Source organism: Enterococcus sp. AZ035 (assembly GCF_050548325.1).
Taxonomy (GTDB): Bacteria; Bacillota; Bacilli; order Lactobacillales; family Enterococcaceae; genus Enterococcus; species Enterococcus faecalis.
The window spans coordinates 220,001-233,729 of record NZ_CP172958.1; the positions used below are offsets into that span (position 1 = coordinate 220,001).

Here is a 13,729-nt window from a genome sequence, read left to right on the forward strand (position 1 = left end):
AAAGTATGGTTTGGTAGTTCAGCTGGTTAGAATGCCTGCCTGTCACGCAGGAGGTCGCGGGTTCGAGTCCCGTCCAGACCGCCATGCGGGTGTAGTTTAGTGGTAAAACCACAGCCTTCCAAGCTGTTGTCGCGAGTTCGATTCTCGTCACCCGCTTTTCTTTTTGGGCCTATAGCTCAGCTGGTTAGAGCGCACGCCTGATAAGCGTGAGGTCGATGGTTCGAGTCCATTTAGGCCCATAATTTTATAAAATGGCCCGTTGGTCAAGCGGTTAAGACACCGCCCTTTCACGGCGGTAACACGGGTTCGAGTCCCGTACGGGTCATAGTTTTGTTACGGAGGATTACCCAAGTCCGGCTGAAGGGAACGGTCTTGAAAACCGTCAGGCGGGTAAAACCGTGCAAGGGTTCGAATCCCTTATCCTCCTTTCTTAGGAATTAAGTTTCCTTGGTCTAATTATCGCGGGGTGGAGCAGTCAGGTAGCTCGTCGGGCTCATAACCCGAAGGTCGTAGGTTCAAATCCTGCCCCCGCAATTGCTTTTATTTTTTAAAGCATACATTTGCATAAAGCAAAAACGAATTGGTTTGGTAGTTCAGCTGGTTAGAATGCCTGCCTGTCACGCAGGAGGTCGCGGGTTCGAGTCCCGTCCAGACCGTTTTTGGCTCGGTAGCTCAGTTGGTAGAGCAATGGATTGAAGCTCCATGTGTCGGCAGTTCGATTCTGTCCCGCGCCATCCAAGAAAAATTTGCGGGTGTAGTTTAGTGGTAAAACCACAGCCTTCCAAGCTGTTGTCGCGAGTTCGATTCTCGTCACCCGCTTTTTTCTTATTTGGGGCCTATAGCTCAGCTGGTTAGAGCGCACGCCTGATAAGCGTGAGGTCGATGGTTCGAGTCCATTTAGGCCCATTTATTTCTTGGGGAAGTACTCAAGTGGCTGAAGAGGCGCCCCTGCTAAGGGTGTAGGTCGGGAAACCGGCGCGAGGGTTCAAATCCCTCCTTCTCCGTTTTTTCTTTTTAATGGCCCGTTGGTCAAGCGGTTAAGACACCGCCCTTTCACGGCGGTAACACGGGTTCGAGTCCCGTACGGGTCATAGTGAAGCATACAAACAATGTTTGTATGCTTTTTTTATTTTTATTACAAAAAAATGTCGTTGAAAGCGTTGACATTTGTTGTAAATATGTTATTCTTTGGATGTAGGGATAAGTAAATAGATGGATAGTGATTGTTTAAAGACAAGCTAAACCTAATTTTTTCATGAAGCGACAGGTGTGTCGTTCTTTTTGAAGAAATTGGGTTTTTCTTTTTTCAACGAAACACAAAGGAGGTGGGGCATTGATTATTCACAAAATTTTAAACAATAATGTGGTTATTACATTAGATGATGATAAACGAGAGCAAATTGTTATGGGCAAAGGAATTGCTTTTAAGAAACGCATTGGGGATTGGGTTCCTGATGAAAGTATCGATCAAGTTTTTTATTTAGCCAATCAAGAAACATCACTTAAGTTTCAAGAATTGTTAGGAAATATTCCTTTAGAGATGATGAAACTCTCGGATGACATTATTGTTTATGCAAAATCAACGTTGAAAAAGAGTTTGAATGATACCATTTATATTTCTCTGACGGATCATTTGTACACAGCTTTAGAAAGAAAAAAACAAGGAATTGCAATTAAGAATTTATTATTATGGGATATTAAACGTTTTTTTCCTGAAGAGTACGAAGTAGGAGTAAATGCTTTAAAAATGGTACAAAAGCGCGTAGGAATGGAATTGTCAACGGATGAGGCAGGTTTTATCGCATTGCACTTGGTAAATGCGGAGATGGAGGAAGAAGTCGGTAATATTTACGAATTGACAAAGTTGATGCAAGAGATTACAAATATCGTCAAATACTATTTTAAGGTAAGTTTTGATGAAGACTCTGTCTACTTTTATCGATTTAGCACACATTTAAAATTTTTCTGTTATCGCTTATTACACCAACGTGAAGTTGTCGAAAATGATGATGAAGAACTGTATGCGGTAATCAAAAAGAAATATCTCAACGCCTATCGTTGCGTGGAAAAGATCAGCTTGTATTTAAATGAGAACTATGACTATCAAGTTTCAAATGAAGAACGCTTGTACCTAACGATTCACATTGCACGAATTGTACAAACAACGGAACAATAAACGCACCACTTTGGATAGTGACATTCAGTTGGCTAAACCTTCAAATGAAAATAAATTTTTGGAGGAAAAAAAGATGGGAAAATATCATGAACTAGCAGAAAAAATTGTAAAAAATGTCGGTGGGCAAGAGAATATTAATAGTTTGACACATTGTATCACACGTCTTCGCTTCAAATTAAAAGATGAGAGTCAAGCGAATGATGATGTCTTAAAAAATATGGACGGTGTGGTAACTGTTATGAAAAGCGGTGGACAATACCAAGTCGTTATTGGGAACCATGTTCCAGCCGTTTACGAAGAAGTAGTTAGTATTGCAGGCTTGTCAGGAGAACGTGAAGAAGAAGCTTCCAGTGGGAATTTATTTGATCGCTTAATAGATATTTTAAGTGGTTGTTTCCAACCCTTTTTAGGGGCGTTAGCAGCGGCTGGGATGGTCAAAGGGTTAAATGCCTTATTGGTTTTCTTAAAGCTCTATACGGCTACGTCAGGGACTTATACCATGTTAAATGGGATTGGCGATGCAATTTTCTACTTTATGCCAGTTATTTTAGGTTATACAGCAGCTAAAAAATTCCGGTTGCATCCAATGGTAGGGATCGTGATTGGCGCAGCTTTATGTTACCCAACGATTCAAGGAAGTGCATTACAAACGGCCTTTGAAACAACAGCGGGTGCCGGAGCCGCAGCACCGTATAATTTATTCGGTTTACCTGCCTATAATACATTTATGGGGATTCCTTGGGTCGGTGCGAACTATACAAGTAGTGTCGTACCAATCATCTTCATTATTGCTTTTGCGGCACAAGTTCAAAAAGTGTTTAAACGTATTATTCCAGAAGTTGTTCAAACGTTCTTAGTACCGTTTTTCGTCTTGTTGATTGCCTTACCAATTGGTTTCTTAGTAATTGGGCCAATCGTTAGCATGCTAACAGATTTATTAAGCGCTGGCTTTACAGCATTAATGAGTTTCTCACCAGCTTTGTATGGTTTGATTCTTGGTTTCTTCTGGCAAGTCTTAGTTATTTTTGGTTTACATTGGAGCGTTGTGCCATTAGCTATTATGCAAGTGACACAAGAAGGTTCAAGCCAAGTATTAACGGGATCATTTGCAGCTAGTTTTGCGCAAACAGCGGTTGTTTTAGCGATGTTCTTCAAATTGAAAGATAAAAAGTTAAAAGCTTTGTGTCCGCCAGCAATTATCTCTGGTATTTTTGGTGTAACAGAGCCAGCAATTTATGGAATCACTTTACCAAAAAAATGGCCATTTATTTATTCAATGATTGGTGGCGCTGTCGGTGGTTTATATTTGATGATCAACAATGTGACAGCTTATACAATGGGTGGTTTAGGAATTTTTGGTGTGCTAAACTTTATCAATGGTGATGATGCAAGTGGGATGATCCAGTCCTTTATTGCAATTGCCATTGCAGCGGTCGTTGGTTTTGGTCTAACATTCTTCTTCTGGAAAGACAATACAGTTGAGGAAGAAGAAGTGATTATTGATAAAACAACGATTAAAAAAGAAAATATTACAAGTCCAGTCAAAGGACGAGTGTTATCTTTAAAAAATGCAGAGGATCCTGCTTTTGCAAATGGAGCATTAGGAAATGGGGTCGTGATTGAACCAACGGAAGGTAAAGTGGTTGCACCCTTTGATGGAACGATTGTCACACTATTCCCAACAAAACATGCATTAGGTTTGATTTCAGATAACGGCACAGAATTATTGATTCATATTGGGATTGATACAGTTCAATTAGAAGGCGAAGGCTTTGAAGCTTTTGTAAAACAAGGTGACCGCGTGAAAAAAGGTCAAACATTAGTAACCTTTGATTTAGAAGGAATTAAAAAAGCTGGGTTTAGTACACAAATTCCAATCGTTGTGACGAATACAGCGGATTATTTAGATATTTTGGAAGTCGGCAGTAATGAAGTTTCAACAAGTGATGATTTGCTGACCGCTTTAATATAAAAAGATGTGGAGGAAGAGAATTTATGGCATTTAGAAAAGACTTTTTATGGGGTGGCGCAACAGCAGCCAATCAATGTGAAGGTGGCTATAACGAAGGCGGACGTGGTTTGGCAAACGTCGATTTAGCGCCAACTGGTCCAGATCGTTTTCCAGTAATCACTGGTGAAAAGAAAATGTTTAACTTTGATGAGGAACATTTCTATCCTGCACAAGAGGCGATTGATATGTATCATCGCTATAAAGAAGATATCGCCTTGTTTGGTGAAATGGGTTTTAAAACATACCGTTTATCCATTGCTTGGAGTCGAATTTTTCCAATGGGAGATGAAACAGAGCCGAATGAAGAAGGCTTGAAGTTCTATGAAGACTTATTCAAAGAATGTCATAAATATGGGATTGAGCCACTAGTAACGATTACACACTTTGACTGCCCAATGCACTTAGTGGAAGAATATGGCGCTTGGCGTAGTCGTAAGTTAGTAGGTTTCTATGAAAATCTTTGCCGTGTAATTTTCAACCGATATAAAGGATTAGTCAAATATTGGTTAACATTTAACGAAATTAATATGATTTTACATGCACCATTTATGGGAGCAGGTCTATACTTTGAAGAAGGCGAAAACAAAGAACAAGTGAAATACCAAGCGGCCCATCATGAACTACTAGCAAGTGCAATTGCGACAAAAATTGCTCATGAGGTAGATCCTGAAAACCAAGTAGGTTGTATGTTAGCGGCTGGTTCCAACTACGCTTATACTTGTAAACCAGAAGATGTTTTCGCTGCTCGACAAGCAGATCGTGAAAATTATTTCTTTATTGATGTCCAATCACGTGGGGAATACCCTGCGTATGCTTTAAAAGAAATGGCCCGTAAAGGTATTCAAATTGAAATGGAAGAAGGCGACGAAGAACTTTTAAAAGAACATACGGTGGACTTCATTTCGTTCTCTTATTATTCTTCTCGGGTCACATCAACAGATCCAGAAATTAATGAACAAACAGCTGGTAACATCTTTGCCTCTGTGAAAAATCCTTATTTAAAAGCCAGTGAATGGGGTTGGCAAATTGATCCGCTTGGTTTGAGAATTACGATGAATGACTTATATGATCGTTATCAAAAACCACTATTCATTGTTGAAAATGGCTTAGGAGCGGTAGACACACCAGACGAAAATGGTGATGTAGTCGATGATTATCGTATCGATTATTTGGCGGCGCATATTCAAGCGATGAAAGATGCTGTTGAACAAGATGGTGTCGACTTGTTAGGCTATACGACTTGGGGCTGTATTGATTTAGTATCAGCTGGAACAGGTGAAATGAAAAAACGCTATGGCTTTATCTATGTGGATCGCGATAACGAAGGAAATGGTACGTTAAAACGAAGCAAGAAGAAATCGTTTGATTGGTACAAAAAAGTAATCGCAACAAATGGTGAAGATTTAAGTAATTAATAAAATTAGCAACTATTAAAGGGCGTTTGACGTTGGTAGAAAAAACAAGGACTCTTCTGCCAGCGTCAATTCCCTTGATGGTTTCTTTGTGATGCCTAAAAACAGAGGGAAAGAGGGATTTTATGGGATTTCCAGAAAATTTTTTATGGGGCGGCGCAACAGCTGCTAACCAATATGAAGGTGGCTACCTTTCAGGAGGCAAAGGTCTGAGTACATTAGATGCAATTACTGGTGGTAGTCAAACAGAACCGCGACGGATTACGTATTTAACTAAAGAAGGCCAAAAAGCTTCGTGTACGCGCGATCAAGCATTACCCGAAGGAGCGATTGGCTATATCGATGAAGAATTATACTACCCTAGTCATGTAGCGACGGACTTTTACCATCATTACGAAGAAGATATCGCCTTATTTGCAGAAATGGGTTTCAAATGTTTTCGGCTGTCTATCGCCTGGAGCCGGATTTGCCCAAATGGAACAAAAGAGATTAATGAAGAAGGCTTAGCCTTTTATGATAAAGTTTTTGATGCTTTGCTGCGCCATGGAATTGAGCCCGTTGTGACGATTAACCATTTTGATATTCCGATGTATTTGGCCGATGAATATGATGGTTGGAAAAATCGTGAAGTGATTGATTTCTTTGTTTTCTTTTGCGAAACCATTTTTACGCGTTATCAGGATAAAGTGAAGTATTGGATGACTTTTAATGAAATTAATTTTTTAAGAAGTTGGACGCAAATTGGGATTCACAATAATGATAAACAAAGTAAATATCAAGCAGCGCATCATCTATTTGTAGCAAGTGCGAAAGCAGTTGAATTAGGACATTCCATCAATCCAGATTTCCAAATTGGTATGATGGTGGCTTATATTCCAAGTTATCCTTTGTCCTGCAAACCTGAGGACGTGATGGCAGCTGTTCAATTTAACCGAGAGCAAGAATTTTATATGGATGTCCAGGCTAAGGGCTATTATCCAGCGCATAAGCTCAAAGAATTTGAGCGTGAAGGAATGACAATTCAAATGGAGTCAGAGGATTTAGCGATTATTCAAAAAGGAACAGTTGATTATATCGGGTTTAGTTATTATATGTCGACCGTTTCGACTGCTTATCCCGAAGAAGTAAAATATGTCGGAGGCAACCAAATGCCTGCGGTTAAAAATCCTTATTTGCAAGAATCTGAATGGGGCTGGGCTGTCGATCCTTTAGGGTTAAGAATTTCATTGTGTCAGTTGTCAGATCGTTACAATATGCCATTGTTTGTGGTTGAAAACGGGTTTGGTGCGGTGGATACATTGCAAGAGGATGGCTCGATTGTCGACGATTACCGCATTGATTATTTTAAACAACATATTGAAGCCATGAGAACCGCAGTAGAAGAAGACGGGGTTAACTTAATTGGTTATACGCCATGGGGTTGTATTGACTTAGTTTCAGCAGGGACTGGCGAAATGAAAAAACGTTACGGCTTTATCTATGTAGACATGGATGACCAAGGTCAGGGAACCTTGAAACGAACTAAGAAAAAATCATTTAATTGGTACAAACAAGTTATCGCTAGTAATGGTGAAAACTTAACAACTGAGTAGAAAATGAGGGGAAATAAAAAATGAAAAAACGATTGACGATTGTGGGGATGCTTTTTCTGGCCATTTTAGTAATGGTTGGTTGTGGTAAAAATCAGCAAGCAACGACAAAAGAAAAAGAGACAAAACCTGAAGAACTAACTCTTTACATTGTGCGCCATGGAAAAACCATGTTAAATACGACGGACCGCGTACAAGGATGGTCAGATGCGGTCTTAACACCAGAAGGTGAAAAAGTTGTGACAGCAACTGGGATTGGCCTGAAAGATGTTGCCTTTCAAAATGCATATAGTAGTGATAGTGGCCGCGCCTTGCAAACTGCTCAACTTATTTTAGATCAAAATAAAGCAGGCAAAGACCTTGAAGTCGTGCGTGACCCAGATTTACGTGAATTTAATTTTGGTAGCTATGAAGGGGATTTAAACAAGACAATGTGGCAGGATATTGCTGATGATCAAGGTGTTTCCTTAGAAGAATTTATGAAAAACATGACTCCTGAATCCTTTGCCAACAGCGTAGCTAAACTGGATCAACAGCGCGAGGAAAGCAAGAATAACTGGCCTGCAGAAGACTATGCTACAATTACTAAACGTTTGAAAAAAGGCTTAGATAAAATTGTTGCTACAGAATCAGCCAATCCCGGGAATGGCAATGTTTTAGTGGTCTCTCATGGCTTGAGTATTTCAGCGTTGTTAGCAACTTTATTTGATGATTTTAAAGTCCCAGAAGGCGGTTTGAAGAATGCTAGTGTTACAACGATTCATTACAAAAATGGCGAGTATACTTTGGATAAAGTCAATGATGTCAGCTACTTAGAAGCAGGCGAAAAAGAATCAAAATAATCTAAGGCATCGAGAAACGGTCTAGTTAGGAGTTGGTGGAGCAACAGAAGGGTTGCTTCACCAACTCCTATTGTTGTGTTCTTTTTTTATTAAAGGTAGAATCAGAAAGAAGAATTTTTTCATTGGGAGGAAATGAGATGAAAAATAGAACAAAATCACGCTGGAAAAAAATTGTCCTAGGAATCGGGCTTTTTTTAGCGGTATTAGTCATCGGTCTGACTATTTTTATTAAAAATAGTACGTATCAAGCAACCGATTCAGCCTTAAAAATAAGTCAAAGTGCCACGCAAGAAAAAAACTATGATTATTATACAAACGGGCAAAAAAATGATACAGCACTGATTTTTTATCCAGGTGCATTGGTTGCGCCCGCTAGTTATAGTGAATGGGCGCAAGAAGTTGCTACGAAAGGTTATGATGTCTATGTTGTTCATTTTCCTTTGAATTTAGCGGTTCTTGCACCAAATGCTGCAGAACAAATTATAAAGGATCATCCACAACAAAACTTCGTTTTGGCTGGACATTCTCTGGGTGGTGTGATGGCTAGCCGTTTTGTAGCGGAAAATGAGCAACGAATCAAAGGCATGATTTATTTAGCCAGCTATCCTGACGAAAAAGGTGCACTAAACAAGCAAAATCTGCCGGTTCTGTCAATAACAGCCACAAACGATGGTGTTTTAAATTGGACTAGCTATCAAAAAGCCAAACAGTTTTTGCCAAAAGATACGCAGTATGTATCTATCGAAGGTGGGAATCATGCAGGGTTTGGTAATTACGGTGTCCAAAAAGGAGACAACAAAGCGACAATTTCTAATGAGCAACAGCAAACAGAAATCAGTCAATTGATTGTAGCATGGCTACAATCACGCCCCAATAAATAATCCGATGAGCCGAAATGTTATTTTTTCGGCTCATTTTTACTGCGATAAACAGAGGGGGTTACGCCTGTTTCTTTTTTAAAAGTGGTGGCAAAATATGCTGCGGTTTGGAAGCCAACTTTTTTCGCGATTTGTTGAATCGTAAGGGGTGAATGGAGAAGCAATTCTTGGGCTTGCCTAATTCGGATACTTGTTAAATAAGCTAATGGGGTTTGTTTTGTCTGTTCCTTAAAGGTTCGCTGCAAATGAAAGGGACTACCGTGGCAGGCTTGCGCTAAATAGTCTAAACTTAATGGTTCCGCTGAATGCCGATCAATAAATTGCTTAATTTGAGCAACCCATTCCTCGTTAGGAACGACTTGCCCGGTTGGTTGACATCTTTTACATGGACGAAAACCAAGTGTTAAAGCTTCCTGAGCCGTTTTGAAGATCAGAACGTGGTTCTTGTTGGGCACACGGGAAGGGCACGAAGGACGACAAAAAATTTTAGTTGTGGTCACACCATAAAAAAAATCACCATCAAATTGCGTATTATTATTTTGAATGGCTTCCCAACGTTTCTGAGTAAGTCGATACGTTGTTTTCATTGTAAGCACACCTCCCGTTTTCTTCATTGTAAAAGAATCCCTAATAAAAACAAGTAAAAAGTGATAGGAGCGCAAGATTTTGAAAGCCAAAAGAATTATAATGAAGATAAGAAAAACACGAGAAAGAAGTGTAGAAATATGGCAAAAAAAATTTATTATGCGCAACAAGAATGGCAGAACGATCACTATTATCTTGGTGTGACAGACGCTGGACTAGCTTTTGTAGGTTCAGCCAATCAATCGATAGAAGAGCTGAAAAACTGGTACCCTCAAGCACAATTAGAAGCTTCTGAAAAGAAAACTGCGCCTTATAAAGAAGCATTAATAAGTTATCTTAACCAACATTCGACAACGTTTGCTTGCCCCATAGACATAGAAGGAACGCCCTTTCAAAAAGAAGTTTGGCAGGCGTTGCAAGAAATCCCTTATGGTGAGACAATGACCTATCAAGAAATTTCAGAAAAAATTGGGCGTCCACGTGCGGTTCGAGCAGTTGGCACAGCGATTGGGAAAAATCCTTTATTAATGGTCATTCCTTGCCATCGAGTCATCGGCAGCAAGGGACAATTAACCGGTTACCGTGGTGGTTTAGCAATGAAACAAGCATTATTAACATTTGAACAGTCTTAAAAGGAGGCGGCGATGAACAACTATCAATGGTATACAGAACAATGGGGAAAACCTACAAGAGAGGATGATTTGCTGTTTTTATTGTTGACGGTGGGTGTTTTTCAAGTTGGTTTAAGTTGGAAAGCAGCCGCAGGGAAAAAAGTAGCATTCATGAAAAATTTTTGCCAAATGAAGCCGGAAAAAGTTGCCGCGCTGTTGCCTGACGAAGTCGATCGAATAGTAGCTGATCCAGATATGATTCGCAATCGGCGCAAAATTGAAGCAACCATTAAAAATGCGCAAGCAATTTTAAAAGTACAAGAAGAATTTGGCAGTTTTGCCAATTATCTATGGCAATTTGTAAAAAACGTCCCCGTTTTATCTATTTATGAAGAAGCATACCAAGTCCCGCGCACACAGCTTTTGTCAGATAACGTAGCAAAAGACTTAAAAAAAAGAGGATTTTCTTTTGTAGGTCCGATTGTCACCAATATGTTTCTGAAAGCTAGCGGGATTATCCAGGTGGAAATTTTAAATCCAGAATAAAGGAGTGTTAGGATGTTTGAAAATGAATCTCTTAGTTTTGAAGAACAAACAATTATTCAAGCAGCAGAGCGTTATGTTCAACAAGAATTAGCCAACGAAGCAAGTGGCCATGACTGGTGGCATATTTATCGGGTGACACAATTAGCAAAAACAATTGCAGAGAAAGAACAAGCAAATTTATTTTTATGTATATTAACAGCATTGTTACATGATATTGGCGATGAAAAATTTAACGAAAGTGAAGAGGCTGGCTTGCTAAAGGTGCAACAATGGTTGGAAGCAAATAACGTATCAACAGAGCAAACGAATCACATCCTTTCCATTATTGCTAATATGTCCTTTAAAGGAGGAAATACTGGGAAAACAGTCACTACATTAGAAGGAAAAGTGGTCCAGGATGCGGATCGATTAGATGCCATCGGTGCGATTGGAATTGCACGGGTGATGGCTTATTCGGGAAATAAAGGCCGTTTAATTCACGATCCTCACAAACAACCTCGTGAACAGTTAACCCAAGAAGAATACCGGAATGGGGAAGATACTGCTATTATGCATTTTTATGAGAAACTTTTAAAGTTAAAGGAACAAATGAATACAAATTATGGTCGCTTATTGGCGGAAAAGCGTCATCAATTTATGGAACTTTATCTGGAGGAATTTTATCAAGAGTGGGATGGACACCGATAAATGAGGGCCAACTAAAACAGTCAGTACATTTCTTTTTGAATTTTAAGAGAACTCTTTTTTACAAATACCTCAGAAGTGGTAAAATGATGGATGAATAAACGGGTAGTTTATCTTAGTTTTACGTTACATATAGGAGGTAATTATGGAGACAAAAAAATCGAGTGGCATGTTTGCAGTTATTGCCGCACTGATTGCGAATATTTTAGTAGCGATTAGTAAATTTGTTGGTTTTGCTTTAAGTGGTAGTACCGCTATGATGAATGAAAGTATCCACAGTGTCGTGGACTGTAGTAATCAGGTGTTATTACTTTTTGGGAATAAGCGCGCTTCTCGTGGACAAAGTGCGTTACATCAATTTGGAGAAGGCCGTGCAAAATACTTTTTTAGTACAATTGTTGCAACGATGCTCTTTTTTGGTGGGGGCGCGTTAGGCGTAATGGAGGCTATTCAGAAGTTACTGCATCCCTCTCATGAAGTAGAAAATGTGGCTATTGTCATTGGTATTTTAATTTTTGGTTTGCTTGTGGAAGGTAGCTCGTTGCGTGTAGCGATGAAAGAAATCAAAGAATTGAATACAGAGAAGTTATCGCTCTTAAAATTTTTGCGAGAAAGTCGTCACAGTGAAATTTTAATTATTTTTACGGAAGACTTTTGTGCGGTTATTGGTTTGTGTTTAGCTTTGGTGGGAACCCTTTTAACAATGGTAACTGGGATTGCTGCATTTGATGCTATCAGTGGTTTACTGATTGGTTTACTATTAATGTGTGCAGCCATTTTCTTAGCGAAAGAATTTTATAGTTTGATTATAGGAGAAAGTGTGACCGCTACAGATTTAGCAAAAATTAAAACTGCATTTGATCGGGCGGATGTTGAAAAACTAATTGATGTAAAGACCGTTCATTTAGGTCCAACTGAAATTTTAGTAGCGGCAAAAATTGATGTGGTAGAACCAATGGAAGAAGATGCACCTGATGTTGTGAATGCGATTGAACGAGACATTCGCAGTAAAATGCCTGATAAAAAAATCTATATCTATATTGAAGTTGACGATTATGATGTGAATTACGTTCGTAAATAACAAATGAAAGAATAACTTTAAAAAACAATATGGGGGAAGAAACGATGCAAGAGGCAATTATAACAAGTACAGTAGATTTAACCAGTGGTGGTTGCAACGCCTGTGGTTTAGTGGAAGATACCGTCTACACATTAGCAATGAATGGAGTGGACATTCCGTTAGATGGCTTGACAGTTGCTCATCTAGTTTCTGCTGTTGTTGCCAGAAATGGATTTAAACAGGAGCTACAAATGGATATGCTAGATGACGAATATATCCTTTATCGAAAAGAAGACACAGCAGTAACCTTTAAAGAAGCGTACAATCATTTAAGCTACGATAACGGTTCTGAAAAAATCCAATCTAAAAATAAACTGGAAGATTTACCAGAACTTTTTGAACAAGTCAATCAAATTCTAACAACTGTTTTTGGAATTGAAACTGTCAATTTTATTATAGAATAAAGTAAAAAATAGAACAGAAATTGGACAATCAATGAGTGAAAGAGATTGTCCAATCTCTGTTTTTTAATGTATAAATAGAAAATAAAGACAAAAAATGATTAAGTTAAGTGAACGCCTTTATCGACATAAATGATGTCACCGACCACACCACTAGCTAGTTCACTGACTAAAAAGGCACAAGTGTTTCCGACTTCTTCAATGGTTACACCTGTTTTATCTGGTGTCCGCTCATTAGAAATACTAATCAATTGATCGTAGTCTTTTACACCAGTCACAGCCAATGTTTTAATCGCTCCTGCGGAGATTCCGTTGACACGAATTTTATCTGCAGCTAATTCAAAAGCTAAATATTTCACGGCAGTTTCTAAAGAAGCTTTAGCAATCCCCATCATATTGTAGTTAGGAATCGCACGTTCGGAACCTAAATACGTCAATGTGACAATTCCTGAACCAGGATTTAACAAAGGTTTCGCATAATGAGTGACTGCTAAAAGAGAGTAGCTACTAATATCTTGTGCTAATAGGAAACCATCACGAGTGATGTCACTAACGTTTCCAGACAATTCTTCTTTTTTGGCAAAAGCAATCGCATGGACTAGTCCATCGATCGTGCCCACTTCATTTTTAATTGTTTCAAAGGCTGCTTGAATGGACGCATCAGAAGCAACATCGCACTCCACCAACAAATCATTTTCATCTGCTAATTTAACCACTTGCTTTTTCATGCGTTCGTTTTGATACGTATAAATAACATTGGCCCCTTGATCTTTTAATGCTTTTGCACAGCCCCAAGCAATACTTTTTTTGTTGGCAACACCCATTACGACGACATTCTTATTTTGTAAAAACATATAAAATCTCCTTTAATAAA

13 protein-coding genes and 12 tRNA genes are annotated in these 13,729 nt (G+C 39.0%); 23 read left to right on the forward strand and 2 right to left on the reverse strand.

Annotated features, from left to right (window positions below):
- Positions 1-7: 7 nt before the first annotated feature.
- The 18 genes from IGL32_RS01100 (at position 8) to IGL32_RS01185 (ending at position 8,911) form a co-directional block, all read left to right on the forward strand.
- Positions 8-84: transfer RNA gene (locus tag IGL32_RS01100), tRNA-Asp, on the forward strand.
- 1 nt (position 85) lies between these two features.
- A tRNA-Gly gene (locus tag IGL32_RS01105) sits at positions 86-156 on the forward strand.
- Between the two features lie 9 nt (positions 157-165).
- Positions 166-239 (forward strand) — tRNA-Ile (locus IGL32_RS01110).
- Between the two features lie 14 nt (positions 240-253).
- Positions 254-325: transfer RNA gene (locus IGL32_RS01115), tRNA-Glu, on the forward strand.
- A 12-nt stretch (positions 326-337) separates the two neighbouring features.
- Positions 338-427: transfer RNA gene (locus IGL32_RS01120), tRNA-Ser, on the forward strand.
- A gap of 33 nt (positions 428-460) precedes the next feature.
- Positions 461-534, forward strand: a tRNA-Met gene (locus IGL32_RS01125).
- A gap of 48 nt (positions 535-582) precedes the next feature.
- Positions 583-656 (forward strand) — tRNA-Asp (locus tag IGL32_RS01130).
- 5 nt (positions 657-661) lie between these two features.
- A tRNA-Phe gene (locus tag IGL32_RS01135) sits at positions 662-734 on the forward strand.
- A gap of 14 nt (positions 735-748) precedes the next feature.
- Positions 749-819: transfer RNA gene (locus tag IGL32_RS01140), tRNA-Gly, on the forward strand.
- A 13-nt stretch (positions 820-832) separates the two neighbouring features.
- Positions 833-906, forward strand: a tRNA-Ile gene (locus IGL32_RS01145).
- A 10-nt stretch (positions 907-916) separates the two neighbouring features.
- Positions 917-1,004, forward strand: a tRNA-Ser gene (locus tag IGL32_RS01150).
- A gap of 15 nt (positions 1,005-1,019) precedes the next feature.
- Positions 1,020-1,091: transfer RNA gene (locus IGL32_RS01155), tRNA-Glu, on the forward strand.
- 242 nt (positions 1,092-1,333) lie between these two features.
- Positions 1,334-2,176, forward strand: a complete 843-nt coding sequence (gene licT, locus IGL32_RS01160) for a BglG family transcription antiterminator LicT (protein ID WP_002355181.1) — start codon at positions 1,334-1,336, stop codon at positions 2,174-2,176.
- 73 nt (positions 2,177-2,249) lie between these two features.
- Positions 2,250-4,148 carry a beta-glucoside-specific PTS transporter subunit IIABC gene (locus IGL32_RS01165; protein WP_002358327.1) on the forward strand — a complete coding sequence of 633 codons (1,899 nt, stop codon included), beginning with the start codon at positions 2,250-2,252 and terminating at the stop codon, positions 4,146-4,148.
- 23 nt (positions 4,149-4,171) lie between these two features.
- Positions 4,172-5,602, forward strand: a complete 1,431-nt coding sequence (locus IGL32_RS01170; RefSeq protein WP_002375743.1) for a 6-phospho-beta-glucosidase — start codon at positions 4,172-4,174, stop codon at positions 5,600-5,602.
- Positions 5,603-5,724: 122 nt separating this feature from the next.
- Positions 5,725-7,191, forward strand: coding sequence for a glycoside hydrolase family 1 protein (locus tag IGL32_RS01175; protein ID WP_002366048.1), 1,467 nt, complete (start codon positions 5,725-5,727; stop codon positions 7,189-7,191).
- A gap of 20 nt (positions 7,192-7,211) precedes the next feature.
- Positions 7,212-8,030, forward strand: coding sequence for a histidine phosphatase family protein (locus IGL32_RS01180; protein ID WP_002358330.1), 819 nt, complete (start codon positions 7,212-7,214; stop codon positions 8,028-8,030).
- Positions 8,031-8,167: 137 nt separating this feature from the next.
- Positions 8,168-8,911 carry an alpha/beta hydrolase gene (locus IGL32_RS01185; protein WP_002379036.1) on the forward strand — a complete coding sequence of 248 codons (744 nt, stop codon included), beginning with the start codon at positions 8,168-8,170 and terminating at the stop codon, positions 8,909-8,911.
- A 17-nt stretch (positions 8,912-8,928) separates the two neighbouring features.
- Here the strand turns inward: IGL32_RS01185 and IGL32_RS01190 are convergent, their stop codons facing one another.
- Positions 8,929-9,522: a bifunctional transcriptional activator/DNA repair enzyme AdaA gene (locus IGL32_RS01190; protein ID WP_002379037.1), complete on the reverse strand. Its 594-nt coding sequence runs from the start codon at positions 9,520-9,522 to the stop codon at positions 8,929-8,931.
- 111 nt (positions 9,523-9,633) lie between these two features.
- On the opposite strand from IGL32_RS01190, the gene IGL32_RS01195 reads away from it, so the two are divergent.
- The 5 genes from IGL32_RS01195 to IGL32_RS01215 all read left to right on the forward strand — a co-directional run bounded on the left by IGL32_RS01195 (position 9,634) and on the right by IGL32_RS01215 (position 12,858).
- Positions 9,634-10,125 (forward strand): methylated-DNA--[protein]-cysteine S-methyltransferase, encoded by a 492-nt coding sequence (locus IGL32_RS01195; RefSeq protein WP_002355188.1) that lies wholly within the window; start codon positions 9,634-9,636, stop codon positions 10,123-10,125.
- Between the two features lie 12 nt (positions 10,126-10,137).
- Complete coding sequence (locus tag IGL32_RS01200; RefSeq protein ID WP_002355189.1) at positions 10,138-10,650, forward strand: DNA-3-methyladenine glycosylase I; 513 nt, start codon at positions 10,138-10,140, stop codon at positions 10,648-10,650.
- A 12-nt stretch (positions 10,651-10,662) separates the two neighbouring features.
- Positions 10,663-11,337, forward strand: a complete 675-nt coding sequence (locus tag IGL32_RS01205) for an HD domain-containing protein (protein ID WP_002355190.1) — start codon at positions 10,663-10,665, stop codon at positions 11,335-11,337.
- A 142-nt stretch (positions 11,338-11,479) separates the two neighbouring features.
- Positions 11,480-12,415 (forward strand): cation diffusion facilitator family transporter, encoded by a 936-nt coding sequence (locus tag IGL32_RS01210; protein WP_002355191.1) that lies wholly within the window; start codon positions 11,480-11,482, stop codon positions 12,413-12,415.
- Between the two features lie 29 nt (positions 12,416-12,444).
- On the forward strand, positions 12,445-12,858 hold the full coding sequence (locus IGL32_RS01215) for a DUF4809 family protein (RefSeq protein WP_002355192.1): 414 nt from the start codon (positions 12,445-12,447) through the stop codon (positions 12,856-12,858).
- A gap of 98 nt (positions 12,859-12,956) precedes the next feature.
- On the opposite strand, the gene fabI is transcribed toward IGL32_RS01215, so the two are convergent.
- Positions 12,957-13,709, reverse strand: coding sequence for an enoyl-ACP reductase FabI (gene fabI, locus IGL32_RS01220; RefSeq protein ID WP_002358338.1), 753 nt, complete (start codon positions 13,707-13,709; stop codon positions 12,957-12,959).
- Positions 13,710-13,729 lie beyond the last annotated feature (20 nt).

Excerpts from the sequence above, each read along its gene's own strand:
- IGL32_RS01165 (WP_002358327.1), top strand. The coding sequence starts at position 2,250 with ATGGGAAAATATCATGAACTAGCAGAAAAAATTGTAAAAAATGTCGGT.
- IGL32_RS01170 (WP_002375743.1), top strand. The coding sequence starts at position 4,172 with ATGGCATTTAGAAAAGACTTTTTATGGGGTGGCGCAACAGCAGCCAAT.
- IGL32_RS01175 (WP_002366048.1), top strand. The coding sequence starts at position 5,725 with ATGGGATTTCCAGAAAATTTTTTATGGGGCGGCGCAACAGCTGCTAAC.
- IGL32_RS01180 (WP_002358330.1), top strand. The coding sequence starts at position 7,212 with ATGAAAAAACGATTGACGATTGTGGGGATGCTTTTTCTGGCCATTTTA.
- IGL32_RS01185 (WP_002379036.1), top strand. The coding sequence starts at position 8,168 with ATGAAAAATAGAACAAAATCACGCTGGAAAAAAATTGTCCTAGGAATC.
- IGL32_RS01190 (WP_002379037.1), bottom strand. The coding sequence starts at position 9,522 with ATGAAGAAAACGGGAGGTGTGCTTACAATGAAAACAACGTATCGACTT.
- IGL32_RS01195 (WP_002355188.1), top strand. The coding sequence starts at position 9,634 with ATGGCAAAAAAAATTTATTATGCGCAACAAGAATGGCAGAACGATCAC.
- IGL32_RS01200 (WP_002355189.1), top strand. The coding sequence starts at position 10,138 with ATGAACAACTATCAATGGTATACAGAACAATGGGGAAAACCTACAAGA.
- IGL32_RS01205 (WP_002355190.1), top strand. The coding sequence starts at position 10,663 with ATGTTTGAAAATGAATCTCTTAGTTTTGAAGAACAAACAATTATTCAA.
- IGL32_RS01210 (WP_002355191.1), top strand. The coding sequence starts at position 11,480 with ATGGAGACAAAAAAATCGAGTGGCATGTTTGCAGTTATTGCCGCACTG.
- IGL32_RS01215 (WP_002355192.1), top strand. The coding sequence starts at position 12,445 with ATGGGGGAAGAAACGATGCAAGAGGCAATTATAACAAGTACAGTAGAT.
- fabI (WP_002358338.1), bottom strand. The coding sequence starts at position 13,709 with ATGTTTTTACAAAATAAGAATGTCGTCGTAATGGGTGTTGCCAACAAA.